Origin of the sequence: Priestia sp. YIM B13489, assembly GCF_042787645.1 — a bacterium.
Taxonomy (GTDB): domain Bacteria; phylum Bacillota; class Bacilli; order Bacillales; family Bacillaceae_H; genus Priestia; species Priestia megaterium.
The window spans coordinates 2,426,223-2,442,190 of record NZ_JBHZOQ010000053.1; the positions used below are offsets into that span (position 1 = coordinate 2,426,223).

The window sequence follows — 15,968 nt, forward strand, 5'->3', positions numbered from 1 at the left end:
ATTTTTTCATAAAAAAAGCACGCTCTGATTTGAGCTTGCTTCTCTATGGTCGATATTTTGCTTTGGCATTTAATTTAGACTGACGAATGATTTGGTTGATGACTTCAGAAAACACAATACCAATGGCAATTGAACCTGAAATCATAAAGGCTTTTGCTGCAAGACTAATCGCTTCATTATAGTTATTTTCTACAAAGTTACGCATGGCATCGTATGCTGTTCCTCCCGGAACCAGCGGAATAATACCTGCTACGGTGAAAATAATGATCGGCGTTCGATAAATTTTTGCGTAAATTTGACTAATAATAGCAATAAAGAAGGCCGATGCAACTGTGCTTGGAATTTCATCTACGCCATAGAACGTTAGCAAATAGTAAATGAGCCAGCCAATCATTCCGACAAAGCCACTTTTTAATAATGATTCACGTGGAACATTAAAAATGATCCCAAATGCTGCTGAAGCAATAAAACTTGTAATTATCTGCTCTACGATATGCATATGATGCCTCCCTTCTATAGAAGTGTAAATACAATGGCAATACCTGCACCGATAGCGAATGCCGTCAGAAACGCTTCTGCTCCTTTTGATAATCCAGACAGTAAATGTCCCGCCATTAAATCTCGCACTGCATTGGTAATGGATAAGCCAGGAACGAGTGGCATAACGGATCCAATAATAATTTTATCGATTTGCGTGCCTAGTCCTGAAGCGACTAAAAGAGCTGATAAAAGTCCAATAACTAACGAAGCGGTAAACTCAGCAAAAAAGCGAATCGGAATAAGACGGTGGAAATACACCACGGTTAAAAATCCGAGACCTCCTGAAAACATAGCTGGAATAAAGTCCGTCCATAAACCTTGAAACATGATTAAAAAGCATCCGCTAGAAATGGATGCAGCTGCAAGTTGAACCCATAGTGGAAAAGCTACGTTTGTTGCTTCAATTTCTTGTAGCATTTCATACGCTTCCTCCAAGGAGATGTTTCCTTGACTGATTGTTCTTGAGACGCTATTTACCATGGTTACTTTTTTTAAATCTGTCGTTCGTTCGGAAATACGAATTAACTTCGTTTTCGTCGGTTCTTTCGTTTCAAGTGAAAACATAATCCCTGTTGGCGTCACATAGCTGTGGGATTTTTTTATACCGTAAGACGCTGCAATCCGCATCATTGTGTCTTCTACTCGATACGTTTCTGCTCCGCTTTCTAACATAATTTTACCTGCTAGTAAGCTAACGTCCATAATTTCATATTTATCTAATTTTTGTTGTGTCATCAAATCGCTCCAAACATATTAAAGCTTGGTTTTTTTCCCCTACAGCATACAGTGTATAAGAAAGAGGGAAGTGGACGCAATGGTTAATGCAAAAAAGTGTGGACTTTTTGTCTCACACTTTCAGGAATAGTATATACATTCCTTATCAATTCATACGTTTTGTGGTCTCGCGCTCTACTAATAAAGGTGCCATTTTATACTGTATCTGATCTATTTCTTGCTGATCCTGAATTTGTTGAAGTAAGAGGTTTACTGCTTTTTCAGCCATTTTTTCCATCGGTTGACGGATAGTTGTTAGTGGAGGATGCGCTTCACTAGCTTCTGTAATATCATCAAACCCTATAACAGATAAATCTGCTGGAACGTGAAGCCCGTTTTGCCACGCACAGTGTATCACTTTCAGAGCAATGTAATCCGTAGCACAAATAAGCGCAGTTGGAGGCTCTGGATGATGAGCTAGCTCATTTATAAACTGATATAGTTCATCTGAGTTATTCATATCTTCTTTCACAAACTTTGCGTTTGCTGACGGTACATACTGATAAAAAAGGGACAGACGGTGCTCGACTCCGCTTACAGCTTTTCCAACGAACCCTATATTCTTATGACCAAGGCCCGTTAAGTGAGCAACAGCTAATTGCATTCCCACCGCATCATCTACATGTACAATCGGCCAAAGTGCAGAAGAGGCGTCTCCTGTAAGAGAAACGTAAGGCGTTTGATATTGTTTTAATACATCTACAAACGGATGCTGAGCAGCTACATAGTCTAATAAAATGACCCCATCAAACCAATGGTTCATCATAGCATTTAATTGACGCTCAGCCGTTGTTTCTTCGTAATCCGTGTGTCCAATAAGAACGTCCATCCCTCGACTTTGGACTTGTTGCTGTACCTTTTTTAATAGTTCAATTAGAAACGGATCTTTTAAATCTCTAATTAATATCCCGATAATCCCTGTTTTTTGGGCCCGAAGAGCTGCCGCAAATGGATTCGTCTGATACCCCAAATGAGCTGCTGCTTTTAGCACTTTTTGTTTAGTTGTTTCACTAATTTTAATTTTACCTTCTTTATTATTGAAGATTCTTGATACCGTAGCTAATGAAACACCCGCTTCTTTTGCTACTTCTGTAATCGTGACTTTTTTTCTCCCCATTCGTACCGACTCCCATTTTCTTTTAGTCTATCGACCAAGTAAACATTTTTCTTTATTATACTACTAGAAGCCGGCACCACTGAAAACTACCTTCCCTACTTTTCACTAAACAGCCACTTTAACACATCTTGAATTTTTTGATCCCAATATGCCCAGTCGTGACTTCCTTTTCCTTCTTCATATGTAAAACAAATAGGCTCTTGCTTACAACGCTCGGAAAAACGTTTATTTTCCTGATATAAAAAATCTTCCGTTCCACAGCATTGATAAATACGCGGAGTCACTTCTCCATAGCGCCGGCGATTTTCAAGCAGCCAGAAAAGATCATCCTCAGGTCTAATAACAGGGGGCATGCCAAAAATCAAAGGATAATCTAAGAACTGAACTTCTCCTCGCCCTCCAAGCCCTTCAACGTCCATCACTCCTGATAAACTGGCAGCTGCAGAAAATTGATGTGGTTTGCGAAACGCCCATTTTAAAGCGCCATACCCTCCCATAGAAAGGCCAGCTACAAAATTATCTTCTCTTTTTTCCGATAACGGAAAGAATGATCTAGCCAAGTGAGGAAGTTCTTCTGTTACAAACGTCCAATACTTCTTTCCATAAGCCATATCTCTATAAAAGCTGCGATCTACATTTGGCATTACAACTGCAAGTCCTAATTCTGATGCATAGCGTTCAATCGAAGTTCTTCTCATCCATATCGTATGATCATCAGAAAGACCGTGTAATAAATAGAGCGTAGGGTGTTTCTCACTTCTTGTATTGGTTTGTAAACCAATTTGAGATTTTGTGTGCTGCGGTATCAAAACGTTCATTGAAGTACTTATTTGCAATACTTCTGAAAAAAAATCACATTGCATAAACGCCATATTTCTCTTCCCCCTATTTTTTCTTCCCTATTGGTTGATAACAAAACGTACATAATTCATATAAAAGGTGAAAAATAGTTTGATTATTTACAATTTTTAGTTTAACATAAAAACATCTTTTATGAAAACGTTTTACGTATAACGTTTTTTTAATTGAAATAGTGACGGTGATTCAAAGGAGGAATTTATATGGGGATAGTAAAAGTAACTTCTGACGAGTATAAGGAGCAAAAAGGAAATCTATTTTTCGTGATTTTCATTTCATGTGCAGCTGCTTTTGGAGGGTTGCTTTACGGCTATGACACAGCCGTCATTTCAGGAGCTATTGGGTTGATGAAAGTACATTTTAATCTTGGTCCAACGATGGTAGGTTTTGTTGTATCTAGTCTGCTGCTCGGTGGTGCCATTGGGGTACTTGCTTCAGGAAAACTGAGTGATCGATTCGGTAGAAAAAGCATCTTACTTTTAGCAGCTTCTTTATTTGTCGTATCCGCAATTATGCAAGCGCTATCTTCATCCATCTCTTTTGTGATTATTTCTCGAATTATTGGAGGACTAGGCATTGGTATGGCTTCTGTTCTTTCTATTACCTATATTTCTGAAATAGCCCCTCCGCACATGCGTGGCCGCTTAGGCTCTCTATACCAATTTGCTGTTGCCGTTGGGATTGTTTCTGTCTATTTTGTAAATGACTACATTTTATCTATTGGGGAAGACGCTTGGCAGAATTCCACAGGATGGCGCTACATTATCGGTGCTTCTGGTATTCCAGCTCTTTTATTTCTTCTTATTCTTTCTCCTGTTCCTGAAAGTCCGAGGTGGCTGGTAAAAGCAAACCGCACTTTAGAAGCTATGGACATTTTAATTAAAATCAATGGTACACACATTGCACGCCAAGAGCTGTATCATATTGAGCAATCGTTAAAAGAAAATCAACCAGCTTCTCTTTCGCTTTTTAAAGAGGCCTGTCTTCGAAAAGCGCTGCTTATTGGTATTCTACTTGCAGCCTTTCAACAGCTTGTCGGAATTAATGCCATTATTTATTACGCCCCGCAAGTTTTTAAAGCAGCTGGAGCTAGAGGAGATTTATCGCTCCTTGTTACGTCTATGATTGGTGTGGCTGCCTTTTTAGGCGTTCTTTGTTCCATGTGGCTTATCGACCGGATTGGCCGCAAAGCTTTATTGCTTATTGGCACAGCTGGTATGGCCGTTACGCAGCTTCTCGTTTCCTTTGGGTTTCATTCTCAAGGTACTGAAGGGTTGACTACTAGTTTACTTATTGTTTTTTATTTATTTCTTTTTAATATTTCTATGGGACCGGTTGTATGGGTTGTGATTTCTGAAATTTTTCCTAATCACGCGAGAGGCTATGCAATGTCTATTTCTACGTTTTTCTTGTGGATAGCTAATTGGTTTGTATCTCAGTTTTTCCCTATCCTTTGGAACAAAGCTGGAGGATCTTTTACATTTTTATTCTTTATGTTTATGTGTCTCGCTTCATTTTTGTTTATATGGAAGTGGGTTCCGGAGACAAAAGGAAAGTCACTTGAAGAAATTGAACGTATATGGAAATAAGAGAAGCCTGGGCATATGCCTCAGGCTTCTTTTTTATCGAATTTGTCCATCTCCGTAAATAATATATTTTAGCGTTGTTAATTCCTTTAATCCCATTGGTCCACGCGCATGAAGCTTTTGTGTACTAATTCCGATTTCTGCCCCGAAACCAAACTCTTCTCCGTCCGTGAACCTCGTTGAAGCATTCACATAAACAGCGGCTGAATTAACGCGCTGTAAAAAACGCTGAGCATGAGCATAATTTGTTGTTACAATCGCTTCAGAGTGATGTGAACTATGAACATTAATATGAGAAATCGCTTCATCGATATCATCTACGATTTTAACCGCCATGATGAAATCCAAGTATTCTTTTTTCCAATCCTCATCCCCTGCGGGAACAAGATCTGGAACGATTGTTACCGCACGTTCATCACCGCGTACTTCTACATCTTTCTCTCGTAGCGCTTGAACAATAATCGGCAAAAATTCATGAGCCGCTCGTTTATGGATAATCAGCTTTTCGGCTGAGTTACACACCGCTGGACGAGATGTTTTTGCATTAATGACAATATTGGCCGCCATGTCACCGTCATATTCTTCATCGACATAAATGTGGCAGTTCCCAGTTCCTGTCTCAATAACGGGAACCGTTGCATTTTTTACCACTGCTTCAATTAAACCAGCACCGCCTCGAGGAATTAATACATCGATATATTCATTTAATTTCATTAACTCCAGTGCTGTTTCTCTCGACGTATCTTCAATAAGCTGTACGCTATGCTCAGGCAACCCTGCACTTGCCGCAGCTTGAGATAATACAGAAACAATCGCTTGATTCGAATAAAACGCCTCGCTGCCTCCGCGCAAGATAACTGCATTTCCTGCTTTTAAGCATAAGCCTGCTGCATCACACGTAACGTTTGGACGCGCTTCATAAATAATTCCTATGACACCAATAGGTACACGCTGCTGCCCAATTTGTAAGCCATTTGGTCGCTTCGCCATAGACAGCACTTCTCCTACTGGATCCGCAAGCGCAGCTACTTGGCGCAGGCCGTCTGCCATTCCGTGAATCCGCTCTTTATTTAAAGATAGGCGATCCAACATCGCTTTTGATGTGCCTTTTTGAACGGCTTTTTCTATGTCTAATTCATTGGCTTTTAAAATCGCTTCTTGCTGATTCAATAAAGCAGCCGCCATTTTATAAAGTGCCTGCTGTTTTTGTTCGCTCGTTACATTTCCTAAGAAATAAGAGGCATCTTTTGCCTGCTTTCCTTTAAGCTGCAATTCACTCATTTCATTACTCCTTCAGCTTGTTTTAAGAATAACGTTCCAATTTCTTGGCCTTCAATAATATCTCGCAAAATATTTGGCTCTTTACCATTTGCTAAGATTAAGCTTACGCCTGCACTTGTAGCTGTTTTAGCAGCGGTAAGCTTTGTGACCATTCCGCCTGTTCCAACGTCAGTTCCACTATCTCCAGCAAAATTTTCAAGTTCCGGTGTAATGCCATCTATTACTTTCATTAACTTAGAGTTAGGGTTTTTTGTGGGGTCTGAATCAAAGAAACCGTCAATGTCAGATAAAATAACGAGTAAGTCTGCGTGAATCAAAACCGAAACAATGGCAGATAAATTATCGTTATCGCCGAAGCGCACGATGTTTTCAATCTCATCGATGGCAACCGTATCGTTTTCATTCACAATAGGAATCACTTTATCTTCAATTAATTTTTCAAACGTATTCACAACGTTATTGCGCACATGTTCATCTTCGATTACATCCTTCGTTAACAGTACTTGACCAACGATGTGGCTGTACTCACCAAAGAATTTACTATAGATATGCATAAGCTCACATTGCCCGACAGAGGCCGCTGCTTGTTTTTCTCGAATAGAAGTTGGCTTTTCCTTTAACTTTAGTTTTTTTACTCCCACTTGAACGGCACCTGATGTAACAAGCACAACTTCTTTTCCTGCATTCATTAAATCGGATAAAACACGCGCTAGTTTTTCAATGCGTGCTAAGTTAATATCTCCATTATCATAGGTCAACGTAGATGTCCCTACTTTGACTACGATACGCTTGCTATTTTGTAACTCTTGACGATGGTTCACTCTTTTCATCTCCCTAACTAAAACACCTAAATGCGTACTAATTTTTTAAAAAATTATAGCAGAGATTATGCGAAAAGTCTTATAGTTTTTCAAAGGGAATTTGAACTTTCTAATTTTTTAAATAATTAAGGGAAAAACTGGTGATAAAAGCGCTTTCTTCTTTTATAATGAAAGTTGTAAGGGGAACACACAATTACATAACGTTGTGTAGTAGTACAAACATCAGACAACTAAGGGATAGGGGGATTTGTAATGAATGCGGTTACGATTGTTATTGGATCTATCTGTATTTTAATGATTGCGTATCGGCTATACGGAACATTCATGGCTGTTAAGGTCTTGAAACTAAACGATTCGCAAAAAACGCCAGCACATGAGTTTGAAGATGGGAAAGATTATGTGCCAACCAACCGATGGGTAACATTTGGTCATCACTTTGCAGCTATTGCAGCTGCTGGTCCGCTTGTTGGACCTATTTTAGCAGCTCAGTTTGGCTATTTGCCCGGACTGCTCTGGCTTTTAATCGGAGCTGTAATCGGAGGAGCCGTTCACGATGCGGTTGTGTTATTTGCATCTATGCGCCAAAAAGGCCAGTCGCTTTCCGAAGTGGCTAAAAAAGAGCTAGGACCTGTCGCTGGTTTTTGTACAGGTTTAGCTATGCTTTTTATCATTACCATCACAATGGCCGGTTTATCTATGGTCGTGCTACACGCACTTGAGAAAAACCCTTGGGGTACATTCGCTGTTGGAATTACGATTCCGATCGCAATGGGGGTAGGTATTTACCACAAAAAAACCGGTAATTTAAAAGCGGCTTCTACCGTCGGCTTCATTTTAATTTTAATCGCCGTATTTAGCGGTCCTTATATTCAAGGAACAGCTTTAGGAGATTTTTTAACGCTAGATATTAAAACACTTTCAATTATTCTTCCCGTTTATGCATTTTTCGCAGCGGCCTTGCCCGTTTGGCTGCTTTTAGCACCTCGAGATTATTTAAGCAGCTTTATGAAAATTGGTGTCTTTATCGCGCTGATTGTAGGCGTGTTTTTCGTAAATCCAGCAATTCCATTTCCTGCAGTTACTGAATTTATTCACGGAGGCGGCCCTATTTTAGCAGGACCCGTGTGGCCGTTCATTTCCATTACGATCGCCTGCGGTGCTATTTCCGGCTTCCATGCATTTGTTGGTTCAGGGACAACCCCTAAGATGCTCGACCGTTGGAGTGACATTAAAGTTGTAGGCTTCGGGGCGATGTTAGTCGAATGCTTGGTAGGAATTATGGCATTAATTGCCGCAACAGCTTTACATCCTGGAGACTATTTTGCAATCAACTCTACACCTGAAGTGTTCAAAACGCTCGGCATGAACGTGACAGCTCTTCCTCAGCTTAGCCAAGAGATTGGTCTAAACTTAGAAGGCCGTACAGGCGGGGCTGTTACACTGGCCGTAGGAATGACATATATCTTCACAGAAATTCCTTGGTTCAGCCACCTGTCTTCTTACTTTTTCCAATTCGTCATTATGTTTGAAGCAGTGTTTATTTTAACTGCTATCGACGCGGGTACACGCGTTTCCCGCTATTTAATTCAAGACTTTTTCGGTGAATTTTATAAGCCATTGAAGCGAGTAGACTGGCTTCCGGGGTCCATTTTTGCAAGCGCCCTAGCCTGTTTTATGTGGGGGTATTTATTGTTCTCAGGAGATATTGGCTCAGTTTGGGCGCTGTTCGGCGTATCGAATCAGTTAATGGCCTCTATTGGTTTAATTATTGGAGCAACCGTTATTCTTAGAATTGCAGATAAACGCTCCTATATGCTTACTTGCCTTATTCCGCTAGCCTACCTTTACGTAACGGTTAACTACGCAGGTTATTGGATGGTTAAGAATGTCTATTTAAATGAAGCTGCGGCAGGTTACAGCATATTAAATGCAACTCTTTCAATCATCATGCTTATACTCGGTCTCATTATTATGATTGCTGCGATTCAAAAATGGACGCAGCTTTGGCGCACGCCTCAGGCTGAACTGGCAGCGAAAGCAAACTTATCACAAAATATATAAAACGAACACGCTTGCTTATATAAGCAAGCGTGTTTTTGATATGGTAATAGCCGGTCAAAATAATTGCACACCAGGCATTTTTATTATTAAACTAAATATACTATACAGAAAATTTTTAAAATAGTTCGTACATTCCACATGCGTATCCCCCACTGACTACATCTCAAAATTAACAATTTAAATTATAATAATTATAATTTAGTATTGATTTTTTATTTAAAAATGTTATTATTATTTCTAACATAATAAAATTCAAATAAGAGGTGGTTCTAAGATGACAACAAACAAGAATAACCTAACGACTAGTTGGGGAGCTCCGGTTGGAGATAATCAAAATTCAATGACCGCTGGTTCACGCGGACCTACTTTAATTCAAGATGTTCACCTTTTAGAGAAATTAGCCCATTTTAACCGAGAGCGAGTTCCTGAACGCGTCGTACACGCAAAAGGCGCCGGTGCCCACGGCTATTTTGAAGTGACAAATGATGTTTCAGCCTATACAAAAGCAGCTTTCCTTTCTAAAGTAGGAAAACGAACACCTCTATTTGCTCGCTTTTCAACAGTAGCTGGTGAAAACGGCTCAGCAGATACCGTTCGCGACCCTCGCGGATTTGCTGTTAAATTTTATACAGAAGAAGGAAACTACGACTTAGTCGGAAATAATACACCTGTATTTTTCATCCGAGATGCGATTAAATTTCCTGACTTTATTCATACACAAAAACGCGATCCACGCACACATTTAAAAAACCCGACGGCCGTTTGGGATTTCTGGTCTTTATCTCCTGAATCTTTGCATCAAGTTTCTATTTTAATGTCTGACCGCGGTATCCCGGCAACTTTACGCCATATGCATGGATTTGGCAGCCACACATTTAAATGGGTTAATGCCAAAGGAGATGGCGTTTGGGTAAAATATCACTTTAAAACAGAGCAAAGCGTAAAAAATCTGTCTCCAGACGTAGCTGCAAAGCTAGCTGGTGAAAACCCAGATTATCATACTGAAGATTTATTTAATGCCATTGAAAAAGGCGATTTCCCTTCATGGAAGCTGTACGTTCAGATTATGCCATTAGAAGACGCTGATACGTATCGCTTTGATCCGTTTGATGTAACAAAGGTTTGGTCACAAAAAGACTACCCGTTAATTGAAGTAGGTCGCATGGTCTTGGACCGCAATCCAGAAAATTATTTTGCCGAAGTGGAGCAAGCTACATTCTCACCTGGAACGCTTGTACCGGGAATTGACGTATCACCTGATAAAATGCTGCAAGGTCGACTATTTGCATACAGCGATGCACATCGCTACCGCGTGGGTGCTAACCATCAAGCGCTACCGATTAACCGTCCGCGCAATGAAGTAAATAACTATCAGCGTGACGGTCAAATGCGCTTTGACGATAACGGCGGCCGTTCTGTTTATTATGAGCCAAACAGCTTTGGCGGCCCGACAGAATCTCACGAAAACAAACAAGCGGCATACCCTGTTTCAGGCGTTGCTGATAGTGTTGCATATGATCATAACGATCATTACACGCAAGCAGGTGACTTATACCGCCTTCTAAGCAAAGACGAGCGTACGCGACTAGTTGCAAACATCGTTGAAGCTATGAAGCCTGTAGAAAAAGAAGAGATTAAACTGCGTCAAATTCAGCACTTCTACAAAGCGGATCCAGAGTATGGAACACGCATTGCAGATGGTTTAGGATTGTCTGTTCCGCAGCAAGTAAAATAAAGATATCAGTTTTTGTAATGAGAAAATAAAGGTATTTTTCTCATTTCATATTCTCATTTATTCTCAATTAGTTTAACATTTTATCACTAAATAAGTATCCATATTTTATGGATACTTATTTAAATTCTTGTAAAAAGAGGAAGGGGTGAAGAAATGATTGGACAAGAAATAAGATGTAATCAGTGTGATAGAGAAATAAAAGTACTAAAGCACAGTACGCTTTGCGGTTGCGGAATAAAATTACGAACGCTAAAAAAAGAGAAGCAACCAGCATAATGAGGTTGCTTTTCTTTTTTACTAGATATGCTGTTTATATTCACTCACATTAAAGAATAATCGTTACTTTAAATAAATCTCCGTCAATTTTAATATTCAGTTCTCCTCCGTGCAAATCAATAATTGACTTAGCAATAGCTAACCCAAGTCCGGAGCCATCGGTTTGTCTTGAAGTGTCCCCTCTTTTAAATCGTTCAAACAGCTCAGCACCTACAACTAAAATCATATATTCGTTCACTGATTTCTAACACTCCTTTCAAAAGTATATCATGGGTCATTTCGTCTATGGGTTTTACTGTAAACTGCATTTTTTAAGAAAAAAGAAGAAAACATTTTAAGATTTTCTTAAGCTTCAAACATTGAAAAAGGTTTAAGGAATAGGGATAACAGGAACGTTAAAAGAAAAAATATAATCAATTCCTCATTTGATTCTAAAGAACTATCCGTGAGCGATTATATCTTTTTATTTAAAAGGAGGATGATTTAACTTGGAACGGAATCATACAATTATGCAATTTTTCGAATGGCATGTGCCAGCTGATGGCGAGCATTGGCAACGCCTCAAAGAGCTCGCTCCTCAACTAAAAGAACAAGGAATTGATTCCGTGTGGATTCCCCCGGTTACAAAAGGTGTTTCATCAGAGGATAATGGCTACGGCGTTTATGACTTATACGATCTTGGCGAATTTGATCAAAAAGGAACCGTTCGTACAAAGTATGGAACCAAGCAAGAGCTGCATGAAGCGATTGATGCCTGTCATAATCATGGAATTAATGTCTATGTGGATATTGTAATGAACCATAAAGCTGCAGCAGATGAAAAAGAAACGTTCCACGTCATTGAAGTGGACCCCATGAACCGAACAGAAGAAATTTCTGAACCTTTTGAAATTGAAGGTTGGACAAAGTTTACATTTGAAGGGCGCGGCGATCAATATTCTTCTTTCAAATGGAACTTTAATCATTTTAACGGCACTGATTACGATGATAAAAATGGAAAAGAAGGCGTTTTTCGTATTGCCGGAGAAAACAAAAGCTGGAACGAAAATGTGGATCAAGAGTTTGGCAACTACGATTATTTAATGTTTGCGAATATTGATTACGATCATCCTGAAGTTCGAGAAGAAATGATCAAATGGGGAAAATGGTTAGCAGACACTCTGCAGTGCGACGGTTATCGATTAGACGCCATTAAACATATTAACCACGATTTTATTAAAGAGTTTGCCCACGAATTGTCCTCTTCTCAAGAAAAGCCCTTTTATTTTGTGGGAGAGTTTTGGAATCCAGAGTTAACAGCCTGTCAGGAATTCCTAGACGTGATTGATTATCAAATCGATTTGTTTGACGTATCGCTGCACTATAAACTGCATGAAGCCTCTCAGCAAGGAAGAGATTTTGATTTAACCACGATTTTTGATGATACATTAGTCAAGACTCACCCTTTGAATGTTGTCACATTTGTAGATAACCATGACTCTCAGCCAAATGAATCTTTAGAATCTTGGGTAGAAGATTGGTTCAAACAGAGTGCTTACGCTCTAATTTTACTTCGTGAAGACGGTTATCCTTGTGTGTTTTACGGAGACTATTTTGGGATAGGCGGAGAGCACCCAATTGAAGGAAAAGAAAAAGATATTTCCACTCTCTTGCATGTACGCTATGACAAAGCATACGGCCAGCAAGACGATTATTTTGATCACCCGAATACTATTGGATGGGTAAGGCATGGTGTAGAGGAATTTGAGAAGTCTGGATGCGCTGTGGTGATGTCAAACGGTGAAGATGGCGAAAAGAGAATGTTCGTCGGCGAACACCGAAGTGGACAAACGTGGATTGACTTCACAAACAACCGAGAGGACCAAGTTGTGATTGAAGAAGATGGCTACGGACAATTCCCTGTAAATGGCGGCTCTGTATCCGTTTGGGCTGAAGCATAAAAAAAACAGTGGCCTGCGCCACTGTTTTTTTACCATAGACCTAGCAGTTTCCACCACAAGCCGCCAATTCCAATCCAAATGATAATATGAATAATTGAAATTAAAAAGCCGAGCGACCACCATTTTTGCTGCGTTACATATCCACTACCGAAGAACACCGGTGCGGGTCCACTTCCGTAGTGAGTTAAACAGCCAAATAAATTGCTAAAGAACGCTAAAATTAATGCTGACAGTAACGGAGGCGCACCAGCGGCCACGATGACAGATAAAAATGCTGCGTACATAGCGCTGACGTGAGCCGTGTTACTCGCAAAAAAGTAGTGAGAATAAAAATATGCAATAGCTAATACAATCAACGCCGTCATCCAAGACATATGGCTAACAGTGCCTTTCATCAGATCACTGAACCAAGGAATCATGCCTAGATCATTTAAGAAAGTTGCCATCATAACCAAAACAGCAAACCAGACTAATGTATCCCATGCTCCCTGTTCTTTTTTGATGTCCGACCAGCTTAACACTTGCGTTAAAAGCAGCGCACATAGACCAATAAAAGCAGTTGTTGTTGCATTAATATTTAAATTAGCGCCAAAAATCCACAACACAAGAAGAAGTAAAAATACGCCAATCATGTACCATTCTTCTTTCTTTAGCGGACCCATTTCATTTAGTTTTTTTGCTGCAATTTCAGATGCTTCCGGCGTTTCTTTTAATTCTGGCGGATACAGCTTATAAATAACGAGCGGAATAACGATTAAACTAATAATTCCAGGTACGATTGCAGCCGCTGCCCAGCCAACCCATGAAATAGTCTTGCCTGTAATTTGTTCCGTCATTTTAACCGCAAGAGGATTGGCCGCCATTGCTGTTACGAACATAGCGGATGTGATCATATCTCCTTGAAACGATACTTTTGTTAAGAAAGCACCGACTCTGCGCTCCGTACCGTCGCCAGTTCTCGATCCGTATGTTTCGGATAAAGAACGAATGATTGGAAGAATAATTCCTCCAGCTCGTGCTGTATTAGACGGCATTGCAGGTGATAAAAGTAAGTCACTTACGATAAGAGAATACGATAGTCCCAACGTCTTTTTACCGAACAAACGAACGAAGATATAGGCAACCCTTGTTCCTAGACCAGTCTTAATAAAACCTCTAGAAATAAAGAATGCAATAACGATTAACCAAATCGTCGTATTTTGAAAACCGCTGAGCGATTGTTCAAGCGTTAATGTATTAGTTAATACAATAATGGTTAAAGATAAAATAGCTACACTGCCCAATGGCAATGGTTTAATGATAAGCCCTACGATAGTAGCCACAAAAATAGCGAATAAGTGCCAAGCCTTCAAATCAAGTCCGGACGGAGGTGTAATAAACCATAAAATAAGTCCGATTGCCAGACAAATTAATAAAGGAATAAATTTCACTTCGCCGGCAGGCTTTTTTGTTGTTTCAGCCATAATCTTTCTCCTTTCATGTTTTTAAATAATAGTAATAGTATGCTCTTTCCACTTCGTACTCAATACTTATCCCATTTAAAATAAAATAATTGTAAAAATACGTTTCGTAAGGATGATATTGTAAAATTGTGAAGTGTTGAGCATAATTCCTTTATTATTTTATCATATATATTGACAATATTTATCTCTTACCTTCATTTTATTCCCTTCAAAATAGCTTGTAAGCGTTATTTTTTTGAAAATAAATAAACTGCATGAATTCATCATGCAGCCTTGCATTTAGCGATTTACTTTTTGAATAAACACGACTTTTAAATAATTACCTGACTTAAATTCTTTTATTGTTTTAAAATCAGCTGGAAGAGCGAACTGCTCCATCATTTTGTACTGTTCCCCTTTTTCATTAAAAGCTTTTTCAATAAACGAATGGAATTTTTTCATATCAAAATTGCTTGCGTTCGTAGATGCTACAATGACACCATTTGGCTTTGTAAGAGCAATGGCTTCTTTTAATAAATCTTTGTAGTCTTTTGCCGCGCTGAACGTATGCTTTTTCGACTTGGCAAAGCTCGGCGGATCTAGCACCACAAGATCGAAGGTCATGTTCTTCTTGACCGCATATTTAAAATACTTGAAAACATCTTCTACGATAATGTCCTGTGCTTCGTGATCAATTCCATTTACACTAAATTGCTCAATTGTTTTAGCCAAGCTGCGATTGGCTAAATCGACACTTGTTGTTTTCGCAGCTCCTCCAAGAGCGGCCGCCACTGAAAATGCGCCTGTATACGAAAACATATTTAGCACGGTCTTTCCTTTTGCATATTTATCTCGAATCGTTTTACGGACGTCTCGCTGATCTAAAAAGACTCCCACCATCGCTCCGTCATTTAAGTAAACGGCAAAACGAATACCATTTTCTTTTACAATTAAAGGAAATTCACCTTTATCCCCTGCTACAAAATCATCTTCTTCAATATACTGCCCCTTTACGTTAAAACGTTTTTTCTGGTACAGCCCTTTAAAGTTAGGCGCAGACTTTAAGGCTTCAATGACGTATTCTTTAAATTGATAAATTCCTTCACTATACCAACTCATGACGTAATATCCGTCATAATAATCAATAATCAAGCCACCGATTCCGTCACCTTCACTATTAAATACACGAAAAGCAGTTGTGTCTTCAGACGCATAAAAGTCATGACGAGACGAAATAGCTTGCTGAATTTTTCTAGCAAAAAACGCCGCGTCAATTTGCTCATTTTTCTTCTTCGTAAGAATCCATCCGTAGCCTTTGTTTTGTTTTCCATAATAGCCTTTGGCTAAAAATTGATTTTTGGGAGTGACCAAGTTAATAATAACCCCTTCTTCTTGCAGTTTATGACCATCAACAAGCGCATCTTTTTCAATGAGTGGATAACCCTTGTTCACTTTTTTAATAAAAGCTTCTTTGGCTATAACTTGTACTTCTTTTCTCATGTGTACACCCTATCTATTTAATTTATTTCATTCTAGT

At 39.3% G+C, this 15,968-nt stretch carries 13 protein-coding genes and 1 pseudogene; 5 read left to right on the forward strand and 9 right to left on the reverse strand.

Annotated features, from left to right (window positions below; all coding sequences use genetic code 11):
- Positions 1-43: 43 nt before the first annotated feature.
- The 4 genes from ACFX4W_RS18160 to ACFX4W_RS18175 form a co-directional block, all read right to left on the reverse strand.
- A complete protein-coding gene (locus ACFX4W_RS18160; protein ID WP_013059882.1) occupies positions 44-499 on the reverse strand; it encodes a threonine/serine exporter family protein in 456 nt (151 codons plus the stop codon).
- A gap of 14 nt (positions 500-513) precedes the next feature.
- Positions 514-1,275: a threonine/serine exporter family protein gene (locus tag ACFX4W_RS18165; protein ID WP_013085528.1), complete on the reverse strand. Its 762-nt coding sequence runs from the start codon at positions 1,273-1,275 to the stop codon at positions 514-516.
- Positions 1,276-1,420: 145 nt separating this feature from the next.
- The gene (locus tag ACFX4W_RS18170; protein WP_043977567.1) at positions 1,421-2,431 is read right to left on the reverse strand and encodes a LacI family DNA-binding transcriptional regulator; all 1,011 of its coding nucleotides are present in this window, start codon (positions 2,429-2,431) and stop codon (positions 1,421-1,423) included.
- Between the two features lie 95 nt (positions 2,432-2,526).
- Positions 2,527-3,303 carry an alpha/beta hydrolase gene (locus ACFX4W_RS18175; RefSeq protein ID WP_043977570.1) on the reverse strand — a complete coding sequence of 259 codons (777 nt, stop codon included), beginning with the start codon at positions 3,301-3,303 and terminating at the stop codon, positions 2,527-2,529.
- Between the two features lie 189 nt (positions 3,304-3,492).
- On the opposite strand from ACFX4W_RS18175, the gene ACFX4W_RS18180 reads away from it, so the two are divergent.
- Positions 3,493-4,878, forward strand: coding sequence for a sugar porter family MFS transporter (locus ACFX4W_RS18180; protein WP_043977572.1), 1,386 nt, complete (start codon positions 3,493-3,495; stop codon positions 4,876-4,878).
- 33 nt (positions 4,879-4,911) lie between these two features.
- On the opposite strand, the gene ACFX4W_RS18185 is transcribed toward ACFX4W_RS18180, so the two are convergent.
- Both ACFX4W_RS18185 and proB read right to left on the reverse strand, forming a co-directional pair.
- Positions 4,912-6,156, reverse strand: coding sequence for a glutamate-5-semialdehyde dehydrogenase (locus ACFX4W_RS18185; RefSeq protein ID WP_043977574.1), 1,245 nt, complete (start codon positions 6,154-6,156; stop codon positions 4,912-4,914).
- Entirely contained in the window at positions 6,153-6,986 is an 834-nt protein-coding gene (gene proB, locus ACFX4W_RS18190; protein ID WP_043977576.1) for a glutamate 5-kinase, read from the reverse strand. Before proB ends, ACFX4W_RS18185 begins: the two co-directional genes overlap by 4 nt.
- Before the next feature lie 243 nt (positions 6,987-7,229).
- Here proB and cstA point away from each other — a divergent pair, with 243 nt between their 5' ends.
- The 3 genes from cstA (at position 7,230) to ACFX4W_RS18205 (ending at position 11,049) form a co-directional block, all read left to right on the forward strand.
- Positions 7,230-9,038, forward strand: coding sequence for a carbon starvation protein CstA (gene cstA, locus ACFX4W_RS18195; protein WP_043977578.1), 1,809 nt, complete (start codon positions 7,230-7,232; stop codon positions 9,036-9,038).
- 274 nt (positions 9,039-9,312) lie between these two features.
- The gene (gene katA / locus ACFX4W_RS18200; RefSeq protein ID WP_043977581.1) at positions 9,313-10,773 is read left to right on the forward strand and encodes a catalase KatA; all 1,461 of its coding nucleotides are present in this window, start codon (positions 9,313-9,315) and stop codon (positions 10,771-10,773) included.
- Between the two features lie 153 nt (positions 10,774-10,926).
- Positions 10,927-11,049, forward strand: a complete 123-nt coding sequence (locus ACFX4W_RS18205; RefSeq protein WP_277813714.1) for a hypothetical protein — start codon at positions 10,927-10,929, stop codon at positions 11,047-11,049.
- Positions 11,050-11,098: 49 nt separating this feature from the next.
- Here ACFX4W_RS18205 and ACFX4W_RS18210 read toward each other — a convergent pair.
- Positions 11,099-11,257 (reverse strand): annotated as a pseudogene (locus ACFX4W_RS18210) (ATP-binding protein); the annotation flags it as partial.
- Between the two features lie 280 nt (positions 11,258-11,537).
- Between ACFX4W_RS18210 and ACFX4W_RS18215 the strand changes: the two are divergent.
- Entirely contained in the window at positions 11,538-12,989 is a 1,452-nt protein-coding gene (locus ACFX4W_RS18215) for an alpha-amylase (RefSeq protein WP_377559876.1), read from the forward strand.
- Between the two features lie 29 nt (positions 12,990-13,018).
- On the opposite strand, the gene ACFX4W_RS18220 is transcribed toward ACFX4W_RS18215, so the two are convergent.
- Complete coding sequence (locus tag ACFX4W_RS18220; RefSeq protein ID WP_043977584.1) at positions 13,019-14,452, reverse strand: anion permease; 1,434 nt, start codon at positions 14,450-14,452, stop codon at positions 13,019-13,021.
- A gap of 279 nt (positions 14,453-14,731) precedes the next feature.
- Positions 14,732-15,931, reverse strand: coding sequence for a class I SAM-dependent rRNA methyltransferase (locus tag ACFX4W_RS18225; protein WP_043977586.1), 1,200 nt, complete (start codon positions 15,929-15,931; stop codon positions 14,732-14,734).
- Between the last annotated feature and the right edge of the window lie 37 nt (positions 15,932-15,968).

Coding starts and splice junctions, on each gene's coding strand:
- ACFX4W_RS18175 (WP_043977570.1), bottom strand. CDS start 3,303: ATGGCGTTTATGCAATGTGATTTTTTTTCAGAAGTATTGCAAATAAGT.
- ACFX4W_RS18225 (WP_043977586.1), bottom strand. CDS start 15,931: ATGAGAAAAGAAGTACAAGTTATAGCCAAAGAAGCTTTTATTAAAAAA.
- ACFX4W_RS18180 (WP_043977572.1), top strand. CDS start 3,493: ATGGGGATAGTAAAAGTAACTTCTGACGAGTATAAGGAGCAAAAAGGA.
- proB (WP_043977576.1), bottom strand. CDS start 6,986: ATGAAAAGAGTGAACCATCGTCAAGAGTTACAAAATAGCAAGCGTATC.
- ACFX4W_RS18185 (WP_043977574.1), bottom strand. CDS start 6,156: ATGAGTGAATTGCAGCTTAAAGGAAAGCAGGCAAAAGATGCCTCTTAT.
- ACFX4W_RS18165 (WP_013085528.1), bottom strand. CDS start 1,275: ATGACACAACAAAAATTAGATAAATATGAAATTATGGACGTTAGCTTA.
- ACFX4W_RS18160 (WP_013059882.1), bottom strand. CDS start 499: ATGCATATCGTAGAGCAGATAATTACAAGTTTTATTGCTTCAGCAGCA.
- ACFX4W_RS18220 (WP_043977584.1), bottom strand. CDS start 14,452: ATGGCTGAAACAACAAAAAAGCCTGCCGGCGAAGTGAAATTTATTCCT.
- cstA (WP_043977578.1), top strand. CDS start 7,230: ATGAATGCGGTTACGATTGTTATTGGATCTATCTGTATTTTAATGATT.
- katA (WP_043977581.1), top strand. CDS start 9,313: ATGACAACAAACAAGAATAACCTAACGACTAGTTGGGGAGCTCCGGTT.
- ACFX4W_RS18205 (WP_277813714.1), top strand. CDS start 10,927: ATGATTGGACAAGAAATAAGATGTAATCAGTGTGATAGAGAAATAAAA.
- ACFX4W_RS18170 (WP_043977567.1), bottom strand. CDS start 2,431: ATGGGGAGAAAAAAAGTCACGATTACAGAAGTAGCAAAAGAAGCGGGT.